18 protein-coding genes are annotated in these 22672 nt (G+C 68.6%); 9 read left to right on the forward strand and 9 right to left on the reverse strand.

Features of this window, described 5'->3' with window-relative positions:
* Nucleotides 1-114: 114 nt before the first annotated feature.
* On the reverse strand, nt 115-2229 hold the full coding sequence (locus QPK29_RS14470) for a hypothetical protein (RefSeq protein ID WP_371769983.1): 2115 nt from the start codon (nt 2227-2229) through the stop codon (nt 115-117).
* A 182-nt stretch (nt 2230-2411) separates the two neighbouring features.
* On the opposite strand from QPK29_RS14470, the gene QPK29_RS14475 reads away from it, so the two are divergent.
* From QPK29_RS14475 to QPK29_RS14485, 3 genes are read left to right on the forward strand one after another with little or no spacing between them, the layout of a single operon-like run.
* Nucleotides 2412-5471, forward strand: coding sequence for a TonB-dependent receptor domain-containing protein (locus tag QPK29_RS14475; protein ID WP_371769982.1), 3060 nt, complete (start codon nt 2412-2414; stop codon nt 5469-5471).
* A gap of 14 nt (nt 5472-5485) precedes the next feature.
* Nucleotides 5486-6964, forward strand: coding sequence for a glycoside hydrolase family 28 protein (locus QPK29_RS14480; RefSeq protein WP_371769981.1), 1479 nt, complete (start codon nt 5486-5488; stop codon nt 6962-6964).
* The gene (locus tag QPK29_RS14485) at nt 6961-8562 is read left to right on the forward strand and encodes a glycoside hydrolase family 43 protein (RefSeq protein WP_371769980.1); all 1602 of its coding nucleotides are present in this window, start codon (nt 6961-6963) and stop codon (nt 8560-8562) included. Before QPK29_RS14480 ends, QPK29_RS14485 begins: the two co-directional genes overlap by 4 nt.
* Before the next feature lie 5 nt (nt 8563-8567).
* On the opposite strand, the gene QPK29_RS14490 is transcribed toward QPK29_RS14485, so the two are convergent.
* The 7 genes from QPK29_RS14490 to QPK29_RS14520 form a co-directional block, all read right to left on the reverse strand.
* The gene (locus tag QPK29_RS14490) at nt 8568-9662 is read right to left on the reverse strand and encodes a GGDEF domain-containing protein (RefSeq protein ID WP_371769979.1); all 1095 of its coding nucleotides are present in this window, start codon (nt 9660-9662) and stop codon (nt 8568-8570) included.
* Nucleotides 9659-12409 (reverse strand): bifunctional diguanylate cyclase/phosphodiesterase, encoded by a 2751-nt coding sequence (locus QPK29_RS14495; RefSeq protein WP_371769978.1) that lies wholly within the window; start codon nt 12407-12409, stop codon nt 9659-9661. The genes QPK29_RS14490 and QPK29_RS14495 overlap by 4 nt, the downstream gene beginning before the upstream one ends.
* Complete coding sequence (locus tag QPK29_RS14500) at nt 12409-12849, reverse strand: type 2 periplasmic-binding domain-containing protein (protein WP_371769977.1); 441 nt, start codon at nt 12847-12849, stop codon at nt 12409-12411. Before QPK29_RS14500 ends, QPK29_RS14495 begins: the two co-directional genes overlap by 1 nt.
* Before the next feature lies 1 nt (nt 12850).
* The gene (locus QPK29_RS14505; RefSeq protein ID WP_371769976.1) at nt 12851-14089 is read right to left on the reverse strand and encodes a porin; all 1239 of its coding nucleotides are present in this window, start codon (nt 14087-14089) and stop codon (nt 12851-12853) included.
* 235 nt (nt 14090-14324) lie between these two features.
* Nucleotides 14325-14843 carry a YgjP-like metallopeptidase domain-containing protein gene (locus QPK29_RS14510; protein ID WP_056127573.1) on the reverse strand — a complete coding sequence of 173 codons (519 nt, stop codon included), beginning with the start codon at nt 14841-14843 and terminating at the stop codon, nt 14325-14327.
* A 124-nt stretch (nt 14844-14967) separates the two neighbouring features.
* The gene (locus tag QPK29_RS14515) at nt 14968-15330 is read right to left on the reverse strand and encodes a KGG domain-containing protein (RefSeq protein WP_056127576.1); all 363 of its coding nucleotides are present in this window, start codon (nt 15328-15330) and stop codon (nt 14968-14970) included.
* Between the two features lie 100 nt (nt 15331-15430).
* On the reverse strand, nt 15431-16456 hold the full coding sequence (locus tag QPK29_RS14520) for an NADP-dependent oxidoreductase (RefSeq protein WP_371769975.1): 1026 nt from the start codon (nt 16454-16456) through the stop codon (nt 15431-15433).
* 152 nt (nt 16457-16608) lie between these two features.
* Here QPK29_RS14520 and purU point away from each other — a divergent pair, with 152 nt between their 5' ends.
* The 6 genes from purU (at nt 16609) to QPK29_RS14550 (ending at nt 21727) form a co-directional block, all read left to right on the forward strand.
* Nucleotides 16609-17475: a formyltetrahydrofolate deformylase gene (gene purU / locus QPK29_RS14525; RefSeq protein WP_056127582.1), complete on the forward strand. Its 867-nt coding sequence runs from the start codon at nt 16609-16611 to the stop codon at nt 17473-17475.
* Between the two features lie 28 nt (nt 17476-17503).
* A complete protein-coding gene (locus QPK29_RS14530) occupies nt 17504-18046 on the forward strand; it encodes a YaeQ family protein (protein WP_056127586.1) in 543 nt (180 codons plus the stop codon).
* Nucleotides 18047-18136: 90 nt separating this feature from the next.
* Entirely contained in the window at nt 18137-18511 is a 375-nt protein-coding gene (locus QPK29_RS14535) for a DUF2946 domain-containing protein (RefSeq protein ID WP_371769974.1), read from the forward strand.
* Nucleotides 18512-18551: 40 nt separating this feature from the next.
* Nucleotides 18552-18998 carry a copper chaperone PCu(A)C gene (locus QPK29_RS14540; protein ID WP_056127592.1) on the forward strand — a complete coding sequence of 149 codons (447 nt, stop codon included), beginning with the start codon at nt 18552-18554 and terminating at the stop codon, nt 18996-18998.
* A gap of 10 nt (nt 18999-19008) precedes the next feature.
* Nucleotides 19009-19449, forward strand: coding sequence for a YcnI family copper-binding membrane protein (locus tag QPK29_RS14545; protein ID WP_056127595.1), 441 nt, complete (start codon nt 19009-19011; stop codon nt 19447-19449).
* Nucleotides 19450-19456: 7 nt separating this feature from the next.
* Nucleotides 19457-21727 (forward strand): TonB-dependent receptor, encoded by a 2271-nt coding sequence (locus QPK29_RS14550; protein WP_371769973.1) that lies wholly within the window; start codon nt 19457-19459, stop codon nt 21725-21727.
* Here the strand turns inward: QPK29_RS14550 and QPK29_RS14555 are convergent, their stop codons facing one another.
* Complete coding sequence (locus tag QPK29_RS14555; protein WP_371769972.1) at nt 21728-22498, reverse strand: head GIN domain-containing protein; 771 nt, start codon at nt 22496-22498, stop codon at nt 21728-21730. It abuts the gene before it with no gap.
* Between the last annotated feature and the right edge of the window lie 174 nt (nt 22499-22672).

Below are 22672 nucleotides of genomic sequence, written 5' to 3' on the forward strand. Positions count from 1 at the left end.
CGCCGTTCCCGGACTAGGCGTCCCCCTTGGCGGGGATCCAATTTGCACGCGTTATCGCGGCGCGAGCAAAACTTGGATTCCCGCCTGCGCGGGAACGACGGTTTTTGAGCTAACTTAGGGCAGCGGCTTCAGCCCTTCCGCCCGCACGACCCACTTCCCGTTGTGCGGAAACCCGGGCGCCGCCCCGGCCGGCGCGCCATCCCAGCCGCCCGCCATCATCGCGACGGCGGCCAGCAGCGCGCCGTTGCCGGGCAGGTAGACGGGCAAGTCCGTGTTCGGATTGTGCCCGGCCGCCGTGTAGCCGTTGTTCGGCACGCCCGTCTTCATCAGCACGTCGACGGCCGTCTCCGGACGGCCCAGGCGCGCCGCCGTCATCGCGATCATCGGATAGTCCCAGCCCCAGATCTTCGCCTTCCAGTCCCATTGAGCGAGCACGGCGTCCAGCGTGCGGTCCATGACGGCGCGGTCGACGCCGGCGCCCGGCAGCTGGCCCAGCGCCATCAGGAACGACGGGTGGTCCTGGCGGCTGGCGACGTCGTCCCACGTGTCCGGAACCGATTCGAGCGCGACGTATTTGCCGTCCTTGACCGGGAGGGCGGACAGGTGCCGGCGCTTTTCGTCCCAGTCGCTGTTGCGCGGCAGGCCGAGGCGCGTGCGCCAGGCCTGAGCGATGTCCAGCGCCGTCGACCAGTACGACAGTTCGTACGCCGGGTTCATGCTGGCGGCCGGATCGTGGATCTCCTGCGCGATCCACAGCGGCGGGCCCAGGACCCAGCGTTTGTTCCTGTCGTCCCACGCGAGCATCGACGCCATCGCATCGGCCGTCGCGAACACGAGGTCGCGGTAACGCTGGAGCGTCGCGGGCGTGGGCTCGTCGCGGTACAACAGTTCCGCGAGGTGGATCGGGTGCGGCTGGTTCCACACGATCAGCGGATTGCCGCCGGGGCTCTCGCGCCCCCGCGGACTCGTCATCTTGGGCCAGCGCGCACCCTGCAGCCCGCGCGCCGCCGCGACGGCGCGCGCGGCGGGCAGCGTGGCGCGGAACCAGTCCAGCGCCCGCGCCAGGTACGCCGGGCGGCCCCACAGCGCGAAGTGCGCCGTGTGCCACCAGATCATCTCCGTGTGGTGCTTGCCGTACCACGTCGACGTCGTCAGCCCGCTTTCCTGCGGCGGAAAATCGCCGCCCGCCTGGATCGCCGTCAGGTATTGCGACAGCACGACGCGCCGTTCCAGCTCGGCCGCGCGCGGGTCCGTGCTGCCGCTGAAATCGACGGCGCCGCCGCTGCGCCAGAACGCGGGCCAATGCGCGGCGCTGCGTGCGAAGACGTCCGCCGCGTCCGGCGCCGGCTTGTCCGGCGCATACGCGAGCGTGAACTCGAGCACCTGGCCGGACTTCGGCCGCAGTTCGAACGTGTGCGGCGCCGGTGTCGCGATGGTCACGGGGCTCGCAGCACGCAGCGCCGCGCCGTAGCGATAGCCGTCGCGCGCATGCGCGAGCACGAGAGTGTCGGCCGTGCGCGTCACGATCGTCGTCGTGTGCGACGCCGGCTGCGACCAGTCCAGCGGCGGATTCTGCTTGATGCCGCCGACGTAGCCGCGCGGAAGCGCGAACCGCACGGCCAGGCCGCGCGCGAGCAGCGTCGATTCGATGCGCACGGCGAGCGTGTCGCGCTCCGGGTCGACGGCCGTCGTCACGACGACCCGTTCGCCGTCGATGGTGTACGCGCTCGTGAGCACGCCGCGCCAAAGGTCGAGGCGCTGGTCGATCGCGCCCACGTCCGCCAGCGCGAGCGGTTTGCCGTCGCGGTGCGTGTAGGCGATGGCGAGCTGGCCGAGCGGCTGCGGATGCGGATTCTCGCGCAGCCAGGCGGCGGCCGGCACGTCCATCCGCGTCGGATAGTCCACGGTCTTGCCGTGCGCCGTGAAGGCCTTGTTCGCGTCGGCGAGCTTGTACCCGTGCGGATTCGGATCTTCGTGCCACGCCCACCGCGCCTGCGTTTCGAGGCCGATGCCGTTGGCGCGGTAATGGTCGGCGAAGGTCTGCAGGCCCGTGACGTCGGCGGTGAAACAGAAGCGGCCATTGCCGACGCTGAGCGGCGCCCACGGATCGGGCGCCGTCAGGTGCGGAGAATGACGCGTGACGAGGGCCTGGCGGTCGATGCGGTCGGCCGCGTGCGCGGGCAGGACCGACACAAGCAGCAGCAGGGCGGCGATGGCAAAGGCGGGCATGGTGTCTCCAGGGATGCGACAGCCGATGATAACTGCCTGCCTTTCCCCTTGTTTTCCCATTTTGATCACGTTTTTGACCAGATTTCCTTTCGGTCAGTCCACTGAGCGGTCGCCGATTGACCCTGTTCGAGGCGGCTGTCTACCATCTTTACGCCCATCGATAATCCATAAGGAAAAACGGCATGAAGACGAGACGCAAGCAAAAGCGGGCCCGCGCCCACCACACAACAACGATGTCCGCGTTACTGATCGCGGCAAATCTCGGTTGCCACGCGAACGCGCAGGAAGCCGACGCACCGAAGCCCGAGGAGAACAAAGTCGTCGTGACCGGCTCCCGCCTGGCCAGCCGCGGCTTCCTCGCCCCGACGCCCGTGACGACGGTCGACGCGCAGGAACTGAAATTGACCGGCACGCAAAACCTCGAGGTGATGCTGTCGGATACGCCGCAATTCACCGCGAACCAGCTCAGCAGCCCGACGGCGAACACGGTGCAGCCGGGCCAGCCGTCCGGCACGTCGACGCTGAACCTGCGCAACCTGGGGCCGACGCGCAACCTGGTGCTCGTGAACGGCCGCCGCTTCGCCATCACGGGCCCGGACTTCACCACCGACGTCAACACGATCCCGGCGGCGCTCGTGAAACGCGTGGAGACGGTGACGGGCGGCTCGTCCGCCGTGTACGGCTCGGACGCCATCTCCGGCGTCGTCAACTTCATCCTGCGCGATCATTTCGAAGGCGTGGAGATCAACGCGCAGAGGAGTGTCGACCAGCCCACGCGCACGCCGAACGACTCGCTCGACCTGACCGTGGGCGGCAATTTCGGCGGGGGCAGGGGCAATGTGGTCGTCTCCGTCAACTACATGGACCGCGACGGCTTCACGCGCGGCGAACGTGGCGGCTGGGCGCTGCCGTCGCTGGGCGACGGCTGCGTGACGGCGGCGTCGTGGTCGTCCACGCGGCCCGGCACGCCGCTCGCGGTGCCGGCGGGGCAGACCTGCGTGGCGGCGGGCGGGCGTCCGGGCCTGATCTTCAGCGGCTCGTCGAACGTGCCGACGGGACGCATCGGCAACCTGCCCGTCGTCGGTTCCGCCGCGTCGAATCCGGCACTGAATGCCGCGCTCATCGCGGCCGGGCTGCAGAACATGTCGACCCTCGGCGCCATCTTCGACCCGACCGGCAGGACGTTGCGTCCGTACGCGGCGCCGGGCGACGCGTACGATCTCGGCCCGCTGTCGTACATGGTGACGCCGCAGAAGCGCTGGATGAGCAATGCGTTCGCCCACTACGATTTCAGCGAGCGCGCCACCGGCTACATGGAGGCGCACTTCAGCAGCAATTCCGCGAGCGTGCAGATCGGCCCGACGAGCGCCAGCGGCAACTTCCTCTTCAATACGAACAACCCGTATCTGAGCCCGCAGATGCAGGAAGTCCTGCGCCAGCTGGACCTGCGCGAGACGGGCACGACGCGCGTCACCAATGGCACGTCGTCGCTCACCACCACGCCGGGCGACGGTCTCGCCGTGTTGAACTACAACCGCCGCTTCTCCGACCTGGGCGGCCGCGTGGCGGACACGGACCACCAGGTCTACCGCATCGCGCTGGGCCTGCGCGGCAGCCTGCCGGACGTGTCGGAACGCTGGCTGCGCGACCTGAAGTACGACGTGTACTACACGAAGGCGCGCACGACGGAGACGCAGGACCAGGCGGGCTCCATCTCGCTGAGCCGCTTCCAGAACGCGATCCTGGCGCAGAACGGCGCGGCGCCCGTGCTGAATCCGTTCGGCCAGAACCTGACGGAGGCGTCGGCCAATGCGATCTCGGTGGCGTCGAAGTCGAAGATCACGGCGGAGCAGAACGTCCTGGCCGGTAACGTGGCGGGATCGCTGATGGACGTGCCGGCCGGCGCCATCGACTTCTCGACGGGCTTCGAGCGCCGCTACGCGTACAGCGCCTACAGCCCGGACATGTTCCTGTCGTCCGGCGACGTCTCGGGCTGGAACGCGGCCCGCGCGACGAAGGGCTCGACGACGGTGAAGGAAGTGTACGGCGAGGTGCGCGTGCCGCTGCTGGCCGACAAGCCGTTCGCGAAAAGCCTGTCGGTATCGGGCGCGTTCCGCCGCTCCGATTACGACGTCGCGTCGGTCGGCAAGGTGTGGACCAGTTCCATCGGCGCGGAATGGGCGCCCACCCGTGCGCTGACGTTCCGCGCGCAGAAGCAGAAATCGATCCGCGCGCCGAACGTGGGCGAGTTGTTCGGCGGGCAAGGCACGAACGGCCCGACCGCGACCGACCCGTGCTCGAGCCGCGCCCCGCTGGCGCAGCAGACCCAGGCCGTGCGCGTGCTGTGCGAAGCGACGGGCGTGCCCGCGAACCTCGTGTTCGACCCGGCCGTCCAACCGTCGCCGTTCATCACGCAGGTCGTCGGCGGCAACCCGGACCTGTCGGCGGAAACCTCGCACACCGTCACCGTCGGCGCCGTGTTCATGCCGCCGTCCGTGAAAGGCCTGCAGCTGAGCGTGGACTGGTACCGCATCACTGTCGACGACGCGATCTCGACCCTCGGCGGCGGCGGCATCCAGTCCGTGCTCGACCTGTGCTACAACACGATCCGCAACGCGGAAAGCAGGTACTGCCGCGCGATCAACCGGGATCCGATCACGGGCCAGATCGCGGCACCGACGTACGTGATGACGACGAACGCGAACATCGGCGGCATCGCGACGCGCGGCGTGGACCTCGCGGGCCACTACAATTTTACGAGGGACGGCATCCAGTGGACGCTCGATTCCAACTGGACGTACGTGAACGAGCTGACGTTCACGCCGATCCAGGACCTGCCCGGGCTGAAGAACCGCTGCGTGGGCACGTGGGGCGGCACGTGCGGCCAGCCGGTGCCGCGCTGGAAGGGCACGACGCGCGTCAGCATGAAGCGGGGACCGCTGCTGCTGTCGGCCCGCGCACGCTATACCGGCCCCGTGACGGTCGACTCGTACGCGCTGGCCGCGAACCCGCCCGCGCTGGAATCGCTGACGAATCCGAAGATCAAGTCCTATACTTGGCTCGATTTGACCGCCGGCTGGGAATTCAGCCGCATGGTCAACCTGACCGGCGGCGTGCGCAATGTGCTGGACAAGGATCCGCCGATCCTCGGTTCCTCGCAGCTGCCGGCGAATAACACGATCCCGGCCACGTACGACACGCTCGGACGCCAGCTGTTCGTGACCCTGAACGTGAAACTGTGAAGGAGACCCGCAAGATGACGGAACGACGTACCCTGCTGCGGGCGGCGCTGCTGGCGCCCTGGCTGCTGCCCGCCGTCGCGCGGGGCGCGGCGTGCGCGGCGCCCGCGTGGGCCGACGCGTTGCGGCGCGACCTCGACGCGATGGCGGACGAGCTCACGCGCACCCTGCGCCCGTGGCGCGTGCCGGACAAGGTGTTCGTGCCCGAGGCTTACGGGCTGCGCACCGGCGAACTGGCGACGCCCGCGATCCGGCGCGCCGTCGACGCCTGCGCGGCGGCCGGCGGCGGCATCGTGCGGCTGGCGCAGGGCGACTACGTCAGCGGCACGATCGACCTGCGCTCCGGCGTGATGCTGGAAGTGGCGGAAGGCGCGCGCCTGCTGGCCAGTACGGACTTGAAGGACTATCCCGAGCGGCGCGCGCGCCGGCCCACGGTCCAGGACAGCAATATGGGAATGAACCAGTCGCTGATCTTCGCCGAGGGCTGCACGCGCGTCGGCGTCCGCGGCAAGGGCCTCATCGACGGGCGCGGCACGCCGGACAACTTCCCGGGCCAGGAAACGACCGGCGCCACGCCGGGCCGGCCGTTCCTCATCCGCATGCTCGATTGCAGCCAGGTCGTCATCGCGGACATCCGGTTGAAGGATTCGCCGTGCTGGATGCAGAACTACCTGAACTGCGAGGACCTGATCGTGGACGGCATCCACGTCGAGAACCAGGCGAACCACAACAACGACGGCATCGACATCGACGGCTGCCGCCGCGTCATCGTGCGCAACTGCTTCATCAGCGCCGAGGACGACGCCCTGTGCTTCAAGGGCGCGAGCCAGCGGCCGATCGACCAGGTGCTCGTCGAGCACTGCCGCCTGTACAGCACCTGTAACGCGCTGAAGTTCGGCACGGATTCTCAGGGCGATTTCCGCAACGTGCTCGTGCGCCACGTGGAAGTGGGCGGGCCGGCGGCCGACATGCGCGCGATGAAGCGCCGCAAGGCCGACGGCGGCATCTCGTGGGAAACCGTCGACGGCGCCACGGTCGAACGGGTGCTCGTGCACGACGCGCACATCGTGCGCGCCGAGAGTCCGCTGTTCCTGCGCCTCGGCGACCGCGGGCGCGTGCGGCCGGAACAGGCGCGCCCGCAGCCGGGCCGCCTGCGCCGCATCGTGTTCGACCGCATCACGGGCAGCGACAACGGCAGGCGCGGCTCGTTCTTCACGGGCGTGCCCGGCCACGCGATCGAGGACGTGCTGCTGCGCGACGTCGACCTGCCCATGACCGCGACGACCGAGCCGGCGATACGCCAGCAGGACATCCCCGAAGCGCCCGCCGGGTATCCTGACCCGCACATGTTCTCACCCGTGATGCCCGCCTACGGCCTGTGGACGCGCCACGTGCGCCGCCTGACCTTGCAGCGCGTACGCTTCACCACCACCGCCCCCGATCCGCGCCCGATGCTGCTGGCGGGCCCCGACGCCGACTCTCCCTGCACACCATGAAATCACTCGTCTTCCTGCTGGCCATCCTGCTGGGCACCGCGCACGCGGCGGAACCCGTGCAAACCTACCGCAACCCGATCCTGTACGCCGACTATTCCGATCCGGACGTGATCCGGTCCGGCGACGATTACTGGCTCGTCGCGTCGAGCTTTCACTTCTCGCCGGGCCTGCCCGTGCTGCGCTCGAAAGACCTCGTGCACTGGACCATCGCCGGCCACGTGCTGTCGCGGCTCCCGTTCGACCCTGCGTACGACATGGTCCCGCCGTACACCCTGACGGACAGCACGTCGAAGCCCGTCACCGGACAGCGCTACGCCCGCGGCGTGTGGGCGCCGTCGCTGCGCGCGCATGCGGGTAAATTCTACGTGTACTGGGCGACGCCGGACGAGGGCATCTTCATGAGCACGGCGAATGACCCGGCCGGGCCGTGGAGCGCGCCCGTCGCCGTCGTCACCGGCCCGGGCTACGAAGATCCGTGCCCGTTCTGGGACGACGACGGCAAGGCCTACCTCGTCCACTCGAAGGTCGGCGCCGGGCCGCTGATCCTGCATGCGATGAGCACGGACGGCACGCGCGTGCTCGACGCAGGCAGGACGATCGTCGAGGACAAGGTCAACCTGCCCACGCTGGAAGGGCCCAAGGTCTACAAGCGCAACGGCTATTACTACATCTTCGTGCCCATCGGCGGCGTGGGCCACGGACCGCAGGCCGTGCTGCGCGCGCGGCGTATCGACGGGCCGTACGAGGCGCGCAAGGTGCTGCTGCCGGGGAATGGCATCGAGGGGCCGCACCAGGGCGGCTGGGTCGAGACGCCGTCGGGGCAGGGCTGGTTCATCCACTTCAACCGCACGGGCGCGTTCGGGCGCGTCGCGCACCTGCAGCCGGTCGTGTGGAAGGATGACTGGCCGGAGATGGGACAAGCCGGCCTGCCCGTGCTCGAGGGACCGGTCCCGGACACGGGCCGCAGCGCGCCCGCGGACCGGCTGCAGGACTCGGACGAATTTGCCGCGCCGGCGCTGGGCCTGCAATGGTCGTGGAACCACAATCCGGACGACGCGCACTGGAGCCTCGCGCAGCGGCCCGGCTATCTGCGCCTGCAGGCCAACGAGGCGAAATACCTCGTCGGCGCGCGCAACGTCCTCACGCAGATCCTGCAGGGCCCCGCGTCCGAGATCACGACGCGGCTGGAACTGCAAGGGTTGGGCGAGCGCCAGCGCGCGGGCCTCGTGCTGTTCGGCGTCGGCGTGCCGTGGGTCGGCGTCGTGCACGAGGATGGCAAGGACTATGTGACGGTGGCGAACGGCGGCGTGGAGACGCGGGTGGGCAAGGTCGACGGCAAGGCGATCGTCCTGCGCGCGGCCGTGGCGGAAGACCAGACCGTGCGCTTCTCGTATGCGCGCGACGGCAGCGGGGACTTCCATGCGGCCGGCACGCCGGTGAAGCTCGCGCCGTTCTCGTGGTGGAAAGGCAGCCGGCCCGCCGTGTTCACGTGGATCAAGGCCGACACCGACGCGCCGCGCGAGGGCGGCGGCCCGCGGCCGATCGTGCGCGATTACGTCGACGTCGACTGGTTTCGCGTGACCCGGTCCGGACGCTGACGGCGTCAGGCCTCGATCACCCGGTTGCGTCCCGCCACCTTGGCCGCGTACAGGGCCTTGTCGGCGCGGTTCACGGTCTCGGCGATCGGCTCGTCGGGGTGCCAGATGCTCAGGCCGGCCGAGAAGCTGACGCGCTCCGTGGCGCCATCGCAGGGCTCCAGTGCGGCCACGCGCGCGCGCATGCGCTCCAGCACGGCGCGGGCGTTGGCGGGCGTCGTGTTCGGCAGCATCAGCAGGAATTCCTCGCCGCCCCAGCGCGCCAGCGCGTCGCCTTCGCGCAGCTCGGCGCGCGTGGCCTGCGCGAAGTCGCGCAGCACGCTGTCGCCCGCCGCATGGCCGAAGCTGTCGTTGATCCGCTTGAAGAAGTCGATGTCGAGCACGGCGATGCAGGTCGGTCCGCGCGCGGCGTCGCGCCGGCGCTCTTCCTGCGCCAGCAGCTCGTTCATGTGGCGGCGGTTGGCCAGCTTGGTCAGTTCGTCGATGGTGGCCAGCGTGCGGATCGTGTCGAGCGCCGTCAGCAGATCGTCCTTCTGGGTCTTCAGGCGTGCGCGCAGCTTGCTCATTTCGCCGGTCAGCAGCGTGACCGCAAGCGAGGCGACCGCCACGAACACGAAGTTCACGGCTTCGGCCGCCGGCGGAAAATGCAGCGGATCATGCGCTGCGTGCCACCACATCGTGCCGCCCATGACGGACAGGTTGAAGGCGGTCAGCATCAGGGTCTGGCGCGGACGCAGGGCGAAGACGCAGAACACGACGATGACCGGCAACCCCACCAGGGTCGCGCCGCGCAGCGGCCCGGCGATCGAATAGCCCCAGACGTGGCAGCTGATGCTGAAGATGCCCTGCAGGCCCGCCAGGATGGTCGGCGCGAGCCCGATGCGGGCGCCGATGCGCACCAGCGGGTAGAACACGGCCACGCCCGCGGCGACGTAGAGGCAGATGGCACGGTCCTGCGGCTGTCCCGCGAGCGCGGCGGGGCCGAACAACATGCCGATGACGATCGTGTACATGATGGCCGTGCCGGCCCAGTATTGCAGCATGCGGTGCAGCTTGCGGTCCGCGCCGAACAGCATGCGCGCCGCCTCGTGGCGGGTGATCATGCTCGTGCCCCCGCCAGTTGCGCAACGTCGCGCGGCTGGCGTTGCTGGGCCTGCAGCATCTCCGTGATGCGCTCGGCCGGCACCGGAGGGCTGAACAGATAGCCCTGCATCTCGTCGCAGTCGTTCGCCAGCAGGAAGTCGCGCTGCTCGACCGTCTCCACGCCCTCGGCGATCACGCGCAGGTGCAGGCGGTGTCCGAGCGAGATCACGGCCAGCGCGATCGCCTGGTCGTCCGAGCTGGAGGCCAGGTCGCGCACGAACGACTTGTCGATCTTGAGCGTCGAGATCGGGAACGATTTCAACGCGGACAGGCTCGAATAGCCGGTGCCGAAATCGTCGATCGACAGCGTGACGCCCATCTCCTTCAGTTCGCGCATGCGTTCGATGGCCTGGTTCAGGTCGCGCATCAGCAGGCTTTCCGTCACTTCCAGGTCCAGCGCGCAGGGCGGAAGGCCGGTGTCGCGCAGGGCGCCGGCGATGCGGTCGACGAGGCGCTTTTCCTCGAACTGGCGCGCCGACACGTTCACGGACACCGTGAGCGGATCCAGCCCCGCCGCGCGCCATAACTGGGCCTGGCGGCAAGCGGTTCGCACGACCCATTCGCCCAGGCCGACGATCAGGCCCGACTCCTCCGCGAGCCCGATGAAGCGCATCGGCGGCACGATGCCGTGTTCCGGATGGCGCCAGCGGATCAGCGCTTCCACGCCGAACAAGCGGCCCGTGCGCAGGTCGACCTTCGGCTGGTACAGCAGGTGGAAGCGCCCCGCGGGGGCTTGCAACGCGGGCGCCTGGCCATCGGTGGCGTCGTGCGTCTCGTCCGCCAGCGTGGTGTCCAGCGCCCGGCGCATATCCTCCAGCATCACGAGCTTTGCCTCGACGCTGGCGTTCATCTCGCGCGTGTAGAACTGGAAGTTGTTGCTGCCCAGGTCCTTGGCGCGGTACATCGCGGCGTCGGCGTTCATCATGAGGGTCTTCGGATCCTCGCCGTCGCGCGGGTACACGACGACGCCCATGCTGCAACTCACGCGCACGGCCTGGTCGCCGATCTGCACGGGTTCCGTCACGGCTTGCCGGATCTTTTCCAGCACGGGCGTGAGCGCGAGCGGGCTTTCGCCGGCCTCCGGCAGCAGGATCACGAACTCGTCGCCGCCCAGGCGGCCGAGGGTGTCCGTGCGGCGCAGGCAGGCCTCCATGCGGCCGCCCACGACCTTCAGCAATTCGTCGCCGGCGTTGTGACCGAGGCCGTCGTTGACGAGCTTGAAACCGTCCAGGTCGACGAAGGCGAGGGCGAGATGGCCGCCGTTGCGCTGGGCGTTGCGCACGGCCTGGTCCAGGCGGTCGCGGATCAGGCTGCGGTTCGGGAGGCCGGTCAGCTCGTCGTGGTGGGCCATGTGGCGGATGCGTTCCTCGGCCAGCTTGCGCTCCGTGATGTCGCGCACCATCGCGACGGCGCCGCCTTCGACGGGCACGATCTGGCGCTGCAGCCAGCGCCCGGCCGTCGGACCGGAGGTGGCCTGCCACTCGGCCTCGATGACGCGCTGTTCGAGCACCACCTGCACGAGGTGTTCCCACATGCCGTTCGTGCGGTAATACGGCAGCGCATCGCCCAGCAGCTGGCCGCGCAGCGCCTCGCTGGCGATGCCGGTGAAGAGTTCGGAGCGGCTGTTGGAGCCCTCGACGAGGAAGTCGACGATGGTGCCGTCCGCGCCCGTCACGCTGCGCAGCACGAAGAACGCGTCCGGACTCGCTTCCGACGCGGCCGCATAGGTCTGCTGCGCCTGGCGCTCGCGCCGGCGCGCCTTGGCCACCTGCCACGACCACGCGCTGATCATCGCGACGACGGCGACGAGCAGCGAACTCGCGGCCGTCGCGCCGACGAGGTAGGTGCCGTAGTGCTGCTCGTACAGCGCCATCTGTTCGCTGTCGGCCAGGCCCACGGCGGCCGTGAGCGGGAAGCCCGCCAGGCGGCGCGCGCCCGCATAGCGTTCGATGCCGTCCGGCGCCGTCGGCTGCGGGGCGAGGGCTTCCTCCCCGATGCCGTCGAGCGCGATCGGCTGGCCCCACGACACCTTGTCGCCGATGCGCACGGCGCGCGCGACGCCGTCGCTGCCGACGAGCGCCAGCAGGCCCAGTTCGCCCCCGCGCGAGCGTTCGTACGAGCTCGTGAAATACGCCGGATCGACTTCGACGATGGCGACGCCGGCGAAGCGCCCATGGCCATCCTCGATGCGGCGCGTGAAGTGCAGGTGCGGCTCGGAGCGGGTGGCGTCGCCGACGGTCTGGCTGACGAATACCCCGTGGCCGCTGCCGTTCGCGTGCACGGTGAAGTAGGGCGCGCGCGACACGTCATGCGCCGGCATGGACGGATTGCTGTCGACGATGGCGCCGTCGCGGTCCGCCACGCTGACCTGGAACACGAGGCCGGGCGGCAGCAGTTCCTCGGCGCGCAGCGTGGGCAGGGCGGCGTGGGTGCCGTTCAGTTCGACGGAATACTTGATGACCTTCAGCGTCTGGTCAATGGCATTCAGGTTGCGCGCGACCTGCGCCTCGTACGTCTCGAGCTGCTCGCGCACGGCATCGCGCGCCGCGCCGACGGCCGCGCGCCGTTCGGTTTCGATGAAGTAGAACGTCGCGACCCAGATCGCCAGCAGCGGCAGCACGGCGAACAGCGGCAGCGCAAAATGGGTCTCGAGGGCGCGCGCGAGCCAGCGCGGACGGCAGCGGTCGGAGGCGGCGGGCGACGTCATCACTGCACCACGAGGACCGCGCGCACGCTCGCGTCGAGCGCGCTGCGTTCGATATAGCCGATCGCTTCCGGGTCGTCCGCGACCTTGCGCCGCACGGCCGCGCTGTCCGCCAGCTCGGAGGGCGGCTGGCCGCGGCCCGTGAACACCAGCTTCGACCAGTGCGCCTTCAGCAGCGCGGGGGTCTTGTTCGTCACGCGCGCATAGAACTCGTCGCGCACCGGCGCGCCGACGCGCAGGTCGAACGGCACCGCTTCCGTGCCGTCCGGGAAGCGCACGGACTGGCCGAGGAAGATCGCGGCCACCTGGTCGGCGCGCAGCGTGGCGACGGGATTGCGCGCGGAGACGATCACGACGAGGTCGGCCGCTGTCGCCGGCGCGCCGGCCAGGATGCCGCACAGCAGGGACGTGCCCAGCAGGCGGGAATACTTGAGCGCGGCCATGCTAGTACACGAAGTCGAGTGCGACGCTGGCCACGTGGACCGGGTGGCCTGGCACGAAGCGCGTCGTCGGGTTGATGAACGTGCCGCGCGAGCCTTCCTGCGGCGTCACGCGGTCGTATTGCAGCTTGAGGGCCATGTTCGTGCGCAGGTCCCAGCGCACGCCCGCCGCCTGCGACGTCTGTTGCGGGATCGTCCACAGCAGGGTGTTCAGGCCGGCGTTCAGCGCGGCCGCCGCCGGCGCCAGCGCCGGAGGCAGGGCGGCCACCGGCAGGCCGGGATCCGTCGTCGCGCCGGCGGCGCGCACGCGCGCATACGTCGCGTACGGCGTGAACGCGCGCCAGCGCCAGCCTGCGCTGACGTAGGCGCTGCGCGTCGAGCCCAGGAAGGAATGGCCGACCGTGCGGCCCGCTTCGGCCATCACGAACCACGAGCCCGGGTCGTAATTCACGCCGATATTCGCGAGCATCATGCGCTTGTGGTCCATCTCGTAGCGCCGCGTCAGGTCCCGGCCGACGGGGCCGAACGCGTCGAACGCGTCGAACAGCCCGGCGCCGATGTCGCTGGAGATCTCGGCGCTGACCACGTTGGCGCGCACGCTGAGCGCACCCCAGTCGCTCGTGTTGGAAATGCCGACGCCGCGGCGCCCGTACACGTGCAGCGGCTCGATCAGCGACACGGCGCTATGGCCATAGAACACCTGCGACGCATTGCGGACCGGTCCCACGCCCCAGCGCAGCGTGGCGTCGATGCCGTCGCTGCTCGTCACGGGCAGGACGTTATACCCTTCGACGGGCGGGCGCACCCACGGATACGCATAGCCGACCTTGCGGTAGTCCGCGGTCAGGAAGACGGGCAGCGCGATGCGGCCGACGCGCAGCGCCAGTTCGGGCGTCGCCTGGTACTTGATGTTGGCCCATTCGACGCGCGGCCGGTAGGTGTTGTCGAGGCCTTGTTCGCTGACCACCTGCAGGACGGCCGACCAGTGGCGCGCGAGCGTGGCGTCGAGCTGCACGCCGAGGCGGCTGTCGACGTCGGTGCTCCAGCGGCGCGTGGCGCCGGCACCGTTGGCCTTGAAGACGGACGATGTGTAATCCGCCTCGCGTTCGCTCGCGTGCACGACGCCCAGCGTACCGAAGCCGGATATGCGCCAGTCCGGCTTGTCCTGGGCGCGCGCGGCGCCGGCGGCGGCAAGTCCGGACAGCGAAAGAAACAGGAATTGGGCGAGGCGTTGTTGCTGCATGGGTCTCGTCGGGATCGGCCGAACGGCCGGAATTCATTCAGCCTGCGCGGACGGCAGGCACCGGGCGCAGGAAGCGCCGATCTCGACTTTAATCGGTGTGCATGCGGAAGTCGACAGCTTTTGGTCCGCGGCGGCCGATGTTCAATATCCTGTTGTGCTACGGCAACGAGGGATGGTGGTCATTTCGGCCATTCATCATGCTTGATACAACTTCCGGAGAGCGCTCGGGGATCGATCACGCCCACAACCGTTCGCCGCCCAGATCCAGCTGGGTGAGATAGAGGCGCACGTCGAATTCGAACTGGTGGTAGTCCGGCTCCATCCAGCAGCACAGTTTATAGAACGCCTTGTCGTGGTCTTTTTCCTTCAGGTGCGCCAGTTCGTGCACGGCGATCATGCGCAGGAAGGCCGGTGGCGTGTCGCGGAACACGGTGCCGATGCGGATCTCGTGCTTGGCTTTCAAACGGCCGCCCTGCACGCGCGAGATCGCGGTGTGCAGGCCGAGGGCCTGCTGGACGATGCCGATCTTGCTGTCGTACGCCACTTTCGAAACGGGCTCGGCGTTGCGCAGGTATTCATCTTTCAGATCCTGCACGTAGCCGTACAAGGCCTTGTCGGTGCGGACGTCGTGCGCGTCGGGATAGCGCTGGCGCAGGTGGTCGGCCAGGCGGTTGTCGGCGATCAGGCGCTCGACCTGGGACAGGATGTGCGCGGGATACGCAGCCAGGTATTTGAGGTGGGAAGCGGTGGACATAAGCCTGGAACTGTAGCACGTCCATGTTCCAGGCGCATCTCCCGGCAATGCGATGAGCGACCGCGCCCGGCACGGCGGCGCGGTCGGCGCTTGAGCGCTGTGGTGAGGGGAATCTTCCCGAAGTTCAAGACTCCTTGCTGCCCTGGCGGTTGCCCGCCTGGGTGCCCGCCTGGTTGCCCGATTTTGCGGCGGCGGCGGCGCGGTTGGCCGATTGCCGGCTTTCCCCGCCCTTGCGGCCGATGTCGGCCATGTGGGCGCGGTTGCGGCTGACCACTTCGCCGCCTTTCTGGCCCGCCCGGCGCGCTTCTTCCGAATCGAATTCGTGCGCCGTGCCCTTCTGGTGAGCGGCCTGGCCGCCCTTGCTGGCGATTTGACGCTGCTGGTTCTGGTCCATCGCAGCGAAACCGCGCTTGGCCGGCTGGCTTTTCTGCTCGTTGCCGCCGGCGTCGGCCGCGCTCTTGTGGCCGCCTTCCTTGCTTGTCGCCATATCGATCTCCTTGTGCCTGAACTATCAACGAGCGTTCATGGATGCGCTCGTGCGGTTAGAGAGGCAGGGGATCAAATGGTTCCGGCGGCGTGCGGTTGGTTCAATGTGCGTCGTCCGTCACCTTCAGCACCAGCTTCCCGAAGTTCTTCCCTTCGAACAGCATCGCGAGGGCGTCCGGGAAGTGATCGAGGCCTTCGACCACGTGCTCGCGGCTCTTGATTGCCCCTGCCTGCAGCCAGGCGCCGAGGCGTTGCACGCCTTCCGGATAGCGCGCCGCGTAGTCGAACACCACCATGCCTTCCATGCGCGCCCGGTTCACGAGCAGCGACAGGTAATTGGCCGGGCCGCGCACGGGCGTCGTGTTGTTGTACTGCGAGATCGCGCCGCAGATCACGATGCGCGCCTTCAGGTTGATGCGGGCCAGCACGGCGTCGAGGATGTCGCCGCCCACGTTGTCGAAATAGACGTCCACGCCCTGCGGGCAATGTTGCCTGAGTCCCGCCGGGACATCGCCCGCCTTGTAGTCGATGCACGCGTCGAACCCGAGCTCCTCGACGACGTAGCGGCATTTGTCCGGCCCCCCGGCGATGCCGACGGCGCGGCAACCCAGCTGCTTCGCCACCTGGCCGACGGTCGCCCCGACGGCGCCCGCCGCGGCCGACACGACGACGGTCTCTCCCGCCTTCGGCTGGCCGATGTCCGTGAGGCCGTAGTAGGCGGTCATGCCGGGCATGCCCAGCACGTTCAGCCAGGCCGGCAGCGGGGCGAGCGCGGGATCGATCTTCATGGCCGCGGCCGCCTTCGCGTCGACGGGCCCCGTCCAGTACTGCTGCACGCCGAAGCTGCCGGTCAGGGTGTCGCCGACGGCCACGTGCGGCGAGTTCGACGCCTCGACGACGCCGATCCCGCCCGCGCGCATCACTTCGCCGATGGCGACGGGACGGATATACGACTTGCCTTCGTTCATCCAGCCGCGCATGGCCGGATCGAGCGACAGGTAGAGCACACGCACGCGCACCTCGCCGTCCTGCAGCGGCGCGAGAGCCTCCTCGGTCAGCTGCCAGTCGGTGGGCCTGGGCATGCCGACGGGGCGGGCGGCGAGGCGGAATTGGCGATTCGTTGTCATTTGCGTCTCCTGTTGAAACCGGGGTCAGAGCCCGGTTTTAGGCAATTTCTTTAAATCGGGCTCTGACCCCGGCGTGGGGGAAATGCCGGGATGGCAATCCATGCGACAATGGCCGGGCTCAGTCAACCTCAACCATTCTGAAGTTTTTAGCAATGTATCCAGAATATATCCTGACCTTGTCCTGCCTGGACCACCGCGGCATCGTGCTGCGCGTCTCGGGCTTCCTGGCCGAACATGGCTGCAACATCATCGACTCGGCCCAGTTCGGCGATCCGGAATCGAAGCTGTTCTTCATGCGTATCCACTTCGCGCTGGAAGACGATGCCATTTCGGACGAATTGCTGCGTGCCGGTTTCGGCTCGCTGTGCGGGGACCTGGGCGCGGACGGCGCACTGCACGACGCCGGCGCCAAGCCGCGCGTGCTGATCATGGTGTCGAAGATCGGCCATTGCCTCAACGACCTGCTGTTCCGCTACCGCAGCGGCCTGCTGCCGGTGGAGATTCCGGCCATCGTGTCGAACCACATGGACTTCTACCAGCTCGCGGCCAGTTACAATATCCCGTTCCACCACTTGCCGCTCGAGGCCGGTGCCAGCGAATCGGCCAAGCTCGCCCAGGAGGCGCGCATCATCGACTTGCTGGATACCCACCGCATCGACCTGGTCGTGCTGGCGCGCTACATGCAGATCCTGTCGCCGGGGCTGTGCGATGCCTTGAAGGGCAGGGCGATCAATATCCACCATTCGTTCCTGCCCAGCTTCAAGGGCGCGCGTCCGTATGCGCAGGCGCATCGCCGCGGCGTCAAGCTGATCGGTGCGACGGCCCACTTCGTCACGGGCGACCTGGACGAAGGCCCGATCATCGAGCAGGACGTCGAGCGCGTCGACCACGCCATGAGCGTGGAGCAGCTGACGGCCATCGGCCGCGACGTCGAGAGCGTCGTGCTGGCCCGTGCGGTCAAGTGGTTCGTGGAACACCGTATCCTGCTGAACGGCGACAAGACCGTCGTGTTCAGCTGAACCATAAAATAAAAGGCAACACTCGAGCATGGCCCTGAAAGCAACGATTTACAAGGCAGACCTGAACATTGCGGACATGGACCGCAACTATTACCAGGAGCACGCGCTCACGATCGCGCGGCATCCTTCGGAAACCGACGAGCGCGTGATGATCCGCCTGCTCGCCTTCGCCTTGCACGCCGACCCGGCGCTCGCGTACGGCAAGGACCTGTTCGACGTCGAGGAGCCCGCACTGTGGCTCAAGGACCTCACCGGTGCGATCGACCTCTGGATCGAGGTCGGCCAGCCCGACGAACGCCGCCTCATGAAGGCGGCCGGCCGGGCCGGACACGTGATCGTGTACTGCTACAGCGCCACCAGCAACATCTGGTTCAAGGGCCTGGCCAGCAAGCTCGAACGCACTAAAAAAATCTCCATCATCAACATCCCGGCGGAAACGAGCGCCCAGCTGGAGCAGATGGCCCAGCGTTCGATGCAGCTGCAATGCACGATCCAGGACGGCCAGGTGTGGCTGACGGACGGCGAGCGCACCGTGCAGGTCGAGCGCGAAGTCCTGATGGCCGAGCGCTGATCGACTGGACAAAATGTCACAGGGGCCGCGTGCGCCAGATCGTGCATCCGCGGCTATAATCGGCACATGTCGACTATGCCGATTCGTTCGATGACAAAGCGCCTGCGTTTCGTGTGGCTGGCACTGTTCGCCGTGCTGCTGAACGCGCTCGCGCCGACGGTCTCGCATGCGCTGGCCGGCAGCCGGCCGACGATTCCGCTGGACGTCTGCAGCGTGGACGGCGGCGCCTCGTTCGCCGCCGCGGCCGCGCTGCTCGTGCAGGACGAGCATGCCGGCATGAGCGTCCTGGACGATTGCGGCTATTGCCTCGCCCACGCGGGCAGCCACGGCCTCCCGCCGCCCGTGCACCCGCCGCTCGCGCTCGAGGACGGCACGGAAGCCCGTCCCTTCCTGTTCCATCACGCGCCCCGTCCGCTGGCCGTCTGGCTCGCGGCCGTGCCGCGCGGTCCGCCTGTCTTTGCCTGACTCGTATTTCCCTTCGTTCCATTTTTTGTCAGGTAAAGTCATGTACAACAAATTCCTCGTGCTGGCCGCGGCCAGCCTGTTCACGTCGTCCGCCGCGTTCGCCCAGGTGACCGTCGGCGACCCGTGGATCCGCGCCACCGTGCCGGCCCAGAAGACGGGCGGCGCCTTCATGCAGCTGCGTTCGCCCAAGGCCACGCGCCTCGTCGACGTGCAAAGCCCCGTCGCGGGCCGCGCCGAAGTCCACCAGATGGCCATGGAAGGCCAGACGATGCGCATGCAAAAGGTCGACGGCATCGACCTGCCGGCCGGCCAGAGCGTCAACCTGTCGTCCGGCGGCTACCACGTCATGCTGTTCGACCTGAAGCAGCAGCTCAAGGAAGGCCAGCAGGTACCGCTGACCTTGACTTTCGTCGGGGCGGACAAGAAGCGCGAGAACGTCACCGTGCAGGTGCCGGTCAAACCGCTGACTTACACCGCTGCTCACTGACGGAGGCCACATGAAAGCTCTCTGGATCGCTGCCTTGCTCGCGGCGCCGCTGGCGCACGCCCATATCACCGTCGCTCCGGCCACCGCGCCGGCGGGCGCCCATCAAACCCTCGTGTTCAAGGTCGGCCACGGCTGCGCCGGCAGCGCGACGACCGGCATCACGGTGCAGCTGCCGGAAGGCGTCACGGCGAAGCCGATGCCCAAGCCGGGCTGGATCATCACGCTGGCCCCGCGCGAGATCAACTGGCGCGGCGGCCCGCTGCCGGACGCGTACTACGACGAGTTCACGCTGCAGGCCAAACTCCCCGAGGCGCCGGGCCGCCTGGTGTTCAAGGTCGGCCAGCAGTGCGAGAAGGGCCGCGTGGACTGGGCCGACGTCGCCCCCGAATCGAAGACGCCCGCGCCGGTGCTGGAAGTGCTGCCCGCCGCGATGCCGATGCACCATCACTGAGGTGCCCATGCGATTCCGACATCATCGCCTCGCGCTCGCCGCGCTGGCGTGCCTGGCGACGCACGTCCATGCGGACGACACGCACCTGGAAACCGTGGTCGTCACGGGCGGCCGCCCCACGTCGCTGCCGGCGCAGATCCCGACGACGATCGAAGGCATCACGGGTGCCCAGGTCGAGGACCGGATCAACGCGGTCGACAGCGAAGACGCGCTGAAATACCTGCCCAGCCTGAACGTGCGCAAGCGCTACACGGGCGACTACGACCACGCCGTGCTCGCGAGCCGCGCGTCCGGCACGGGCAACAGCGCGCGCTCGCTCGTGTACGCGGACGGCATCCTCCTGTCCAACCTGCTCGGCAACGGCGCCACGTACACGCCGCGCTGGGGCCTCGTCACGCCGGAAGAGATCGAGCGCGTCGACGTGCTCTATGGCCCGTTCGCGGCTGCGTATCCGGGCAATTCCGTCGGCGCCGTCGTCGATTTCCAGACCCGCATGCCGACGAAGCGCGAAGCCCACGTCAAGCTGTCCGGCCATTCGCAGGGCTTCAACCTTTACCGCACGGATGACCGCTACGACGGCTGGCAGGGCAGCGCCTCGCTGGGCGACCGCAGCGGCGCGTGGTCGTACTGGATCGACGTGTCGCGCCTGGACAGCGATGCGCAGCCCATCGGGTTCGCCAATAAGCTGCTGTCGGCCGGCGTGCCGGGCGGTGGCGGCATCCCGGTGACGGGCGCCGTGGCCGGCCGCAATCCGTCGAACAGGGACTGGTGGCTGATCGGCGCGACGAGCCAGACGCACACCGTGCAGGACCACGCGAAAGTCAAGCTCGCGTGGGACATCACGCCGCAGCTGCGCGCCAGCTACACGTTCGGCTGGTGGCGCAACGAGGCGAAGCGCGTGGCCGATTCGTATCTGCGCGATGCGGCGGGCAACCCGGTGTACACCGCAACCCGCGTCAACATCGATGGCCGCGCGTACGACGTCCGCGCGTCCGACTTCGCGCCCAGCCGCGGCACGCTGGAACACGCGATGCACGGGCTGTCGCTCAAGCGGCACAGCCGCGACGCGTTCGACTGGGAGATCGCCGCCAGCCTGTACGACTACACGCGCGACCTCGTGCGCACGCCGACCGTGTTGGTGCCGGACGCCGACACGAACGGCGCGGGCCAGGTCACGGACATGCACGGCAGCGGCTGGAACACGCTGGCGCTGAAAGGCATCTGGCGGCCGGAGGACCACACGGTCGAATTCGGCCTGCAGTCGGACCACGCGAAGCTGCGCACGCGCGTGTTCGGCAGCGCGGGCGACTGGCTGCACGCGGGCGACGGCCGCCAGGTCTCGGTCTTCAACGGGAACACGTGGCTGGAAAGCCTGTATGCGCAGGACAACTGGCGCATCGGCGACGCGTGGCGGGCGACGGTCGGTGCCCGCTTCGAGCGGTGGCGCGCCTATGGCGGCGAATTGTCGAACGCCGTGCTGGCGGCGCCGCTGGGCTTCCCGTCACGCAGCGAGACGGCATGGTCGCCGAAGGCCGCGCTGGCGTGGCGCGTCAGTCCCGACTGGACCTTGAAGGCCTCGACGGGCCGCGCCGTGCGCAATCCGACGGCGGCCGAGCTGTTCCAGGGCTCCATCGTCGACAATGCCATCGTCAACAGCAATCCGAACCTCAAGGCCGAGAAGTCGTGGACGAGCGAGCTGTCGGCCGAGACGCTGAACGACAAGGGCTCGCTGCGCGTCACGCTGTTCCGCGAAACGACGCGCGACGCGCTGTATTCGCAGCCGTTGCTCGTCGCCGGCGGCACGACGGTGAACACGGTGCAGAACGTGGGCCGCATCCGCACTAACGGCCTCGAAGTCGCGGCGCAGGCGGACGACGTCGGCGTGAAGGGACTCGACCTGACGGGCAGCGTCACGTTTGCCGATTCCATCATCACGGAGAACGCGGGCTTCCCGGCCAGCGTGGGCAAGTGGCAGCCCCGCGTGCCGCGCTGGCGCGCGACGATGCTGGCGACGTGGAGGGCGAACGACCACTGGACCGCGACGCTGGGGGGGCGCTACAGCGGCCGCCAGTACGGGACGCTGGACAACAGCGACCCGAACGGCGAGGCGTACATGGGGGTGTCGGACTACCTCGTGTTCGATGCGCGGGTGCGCTACCGGTTCGACCGCCACTGGAGTGCGGCGGTCGGCGTAGACAACCTCAACGACCGCACCTACTGGGCGTTTCACCCGTACACGCAGCGGACCGTCGTGGCCGAGGTGCGGTGGGACCTGTGATCAACGGGGAGAGGCGCCCAGGCGCTTCACGTTGCCCGAGCCGACCACCGAGCGGGTGACCTGCGGGTCGCCGTAGTAATTGACGTCGCCGGAACCGGCCACGGTCAGGCTCAGGCTGTCGCGCACCCACAAGGTCGCGTCGCCGGAGCCGGCCACGGTGACGCTGGCGTTCTCGGTCCGCACGTGGCCCAGGTCGACGGTCCCCGAGCCGCCGATCGAGATCGACGTGCTGCGCGCCGTGCCGTCCAGCGCCTGCAGGTTGCCGCTGCCGCCGAGGGCGACGTTGACGGATTCGCCTTCCAGCTTGCGGACCTTGATGGAACCGGAGCCGCCCACGTCGAAGCGCACGCGGCTGCCGCGCACGACGTCCGCATCGATATTGCCGGAGCCGCCCAGCGCGAGACGGTCGATGTCGCGCGCCTGCACGACGACTTTCAGGTTACGGGTGCGCAGGTTCGCGTTGCGCTTGGCGCGGATCTTCAAGGTGCCGTCTTCGACGACGGTTTCGATCAGCGGCAGCAGGTTGTCGTCCGCCTCGACCGTCACGCCTTCGCGGCCGCTGCCGCTCTTGATCTCGACGTTGCCCGGCAGGGACATCGCGAGACCGCTGAAGTGGGCGACGTCGCGTGCCTGGCTTTGCACGCGGCCGCTGCCCTGCACCTGTTCGCTCCTGCTCCAGGGCCAATCGCCCGCTTCGGCCTGTGGGGCGAGGGCGATGCAGGCGAGGGCGCAGGCGGCGAGGAGGAAACGGCGGGTTTGATGGTGGGTCATGATGGTCTCCCTGGTGTGCATGGATGGTGTCGATGTGCACATCGTATGCGGGAGGCGGCGGGCGGGGTACCGGTTTGCGACAAAACGCATGAAAACCGGACCGGAATGCACGCACGCGGGGTGAAACGCGCAATAAATACGTCGTCCCCGCCTGCGCGGGGACGACTGTGCTTA

The sequence above is a fragment of the Massilia orientalis genome (assembly GCF_030411975.2).
In the GTDB taxonomy this organism is placed as follows: domain Bacteria; phylum Pseudomonadota; class Gammaproteobacteria; order Burkholderiales; family Burkholderiaceae_D; genus Telluria; species Telluria orientalis.

Coding starts and splice junctions, on each gene's coding strand:
- QPK29_RS14485 (WP_371769980.1), top strand. CDS start 6,961: ATGAAATCACTCGTCTTCCTGCTGGCCATCCTGCTGGGCACCGCGCAC.
- QPK29_RS14555 (WP_371769972.1), bottom strand. CDS start 22,498: ATGACCCACCATCAAACCCGCCGTTTCCTCCTCGCCGCCTGCGCCCTC.
- QPK29_RS14515 (WP_056127576.1), bottom strand. CDS start 15,330: ATGGCGACAAGCAAGGAAGGCGGCCACAAGAGCGCGGCCGACGCCGGC.
- QPK29_RS14470 (WP_371769983.1), bottom strand. CDS start 2,229: ATGCCCGCCTTTGCCATCGCCGCCCTGCTGCTGCTTGTGTCGGTCCTG.
- QPK29_RS14480 (WP_371769981.1), top strand. CDS start 5,486: ATGACGGAACGACGTACCCTGCTGCGGGCGGCGCTGCTGGCGCCCTGG.
- QPK29_RS14505 (WP_371769976.1), bottom strand. CDS start 14,089: ATGCAGCAACAACGCCTCGCCCAATTCCTGTTTCTTTCGCTGTCCGGA.
- QPK29_RS14535 (WP_371769974.1), top strand. CDS start 18,137: ATGACAAAGCGCCTGCGTTTCGTGTGGCTGGCACTGTTCGCCGTGCTG.
- purU (WP_056127582.1), top strand. CDS start 16,609: ATGTATCCAGAATATATCCTGACCTTGTCCTGCCTGGACCACCGCGGC.
- QPK29_RS14490 (WP_371769979.1), bottom strand. CDS start 9,662: ATGATCACCCGCCACGAGGCGGCGCGCATGCTGTTCGGCGCGGACCGC.
- QPK29_RS14475 (WP_371769982.1), top strand. CDS start 2,412: ATGAAGACGAGACGCAAGCAAAAGCGGGCCCGCGCCCACCACACAACA.
- QPK29_RS14530 (WP_056127586.1), top strand. CDS start 17,504: ATGGCCCTGAAAGCAACGATTTACAAGGCAGACCTGAACATTGCGGAC.
- QPK29_RS14510 (WP_056127573.1), bottom strand. CDS start 14,843: ATGTCCACCGCTTCCCACCTCAAATACCTGGCTGCGTATCCCGCGCAC.
- QPK29_RS14545 (WP_056127595.1), top strand. CDS start 19,009: ATGAAAGCTCTCTGGATCGCTGCCTTGCTCGCGGCGCCGCTGGCGCAC.
- QPK29_RS14495 (WP_371769978.1), bottom strand. CDS start 12,409: ATGACGTCGCCCGCCGCCTCCGACCGCTGCCGTCCGCGCTGGCTCGCG.
- QPK29_RS14500 (WP_371769977.1), bottom strand. CDS start 12,849: ATGGCCGCGCTCAAGTATTCCCGCCTGCTGGGCACGTCCCTGCTGTGC.
- QPK29_RS14550 (WP_371769973.1), top strand. CDS start 19,457: ATGCGATTCCGACATCATCGCCTCGCGCTCGCCGCGCTGGCGTGCCTG.
- QPK29_RS14520 (WP_371769975.1), bottom strand. CDS start 16,456: ATGACAACGAATCGCCAATTCCGCCTCGCCGCCCGCCCCGTCGGCATG.
- QPK29_RS14540 (WP_056127592.1), top strand. CDS start 18,552: ATGTACAACAAATTCCTCGTGCTGGCCGCGGCCAGCCTGTTCACGTCG.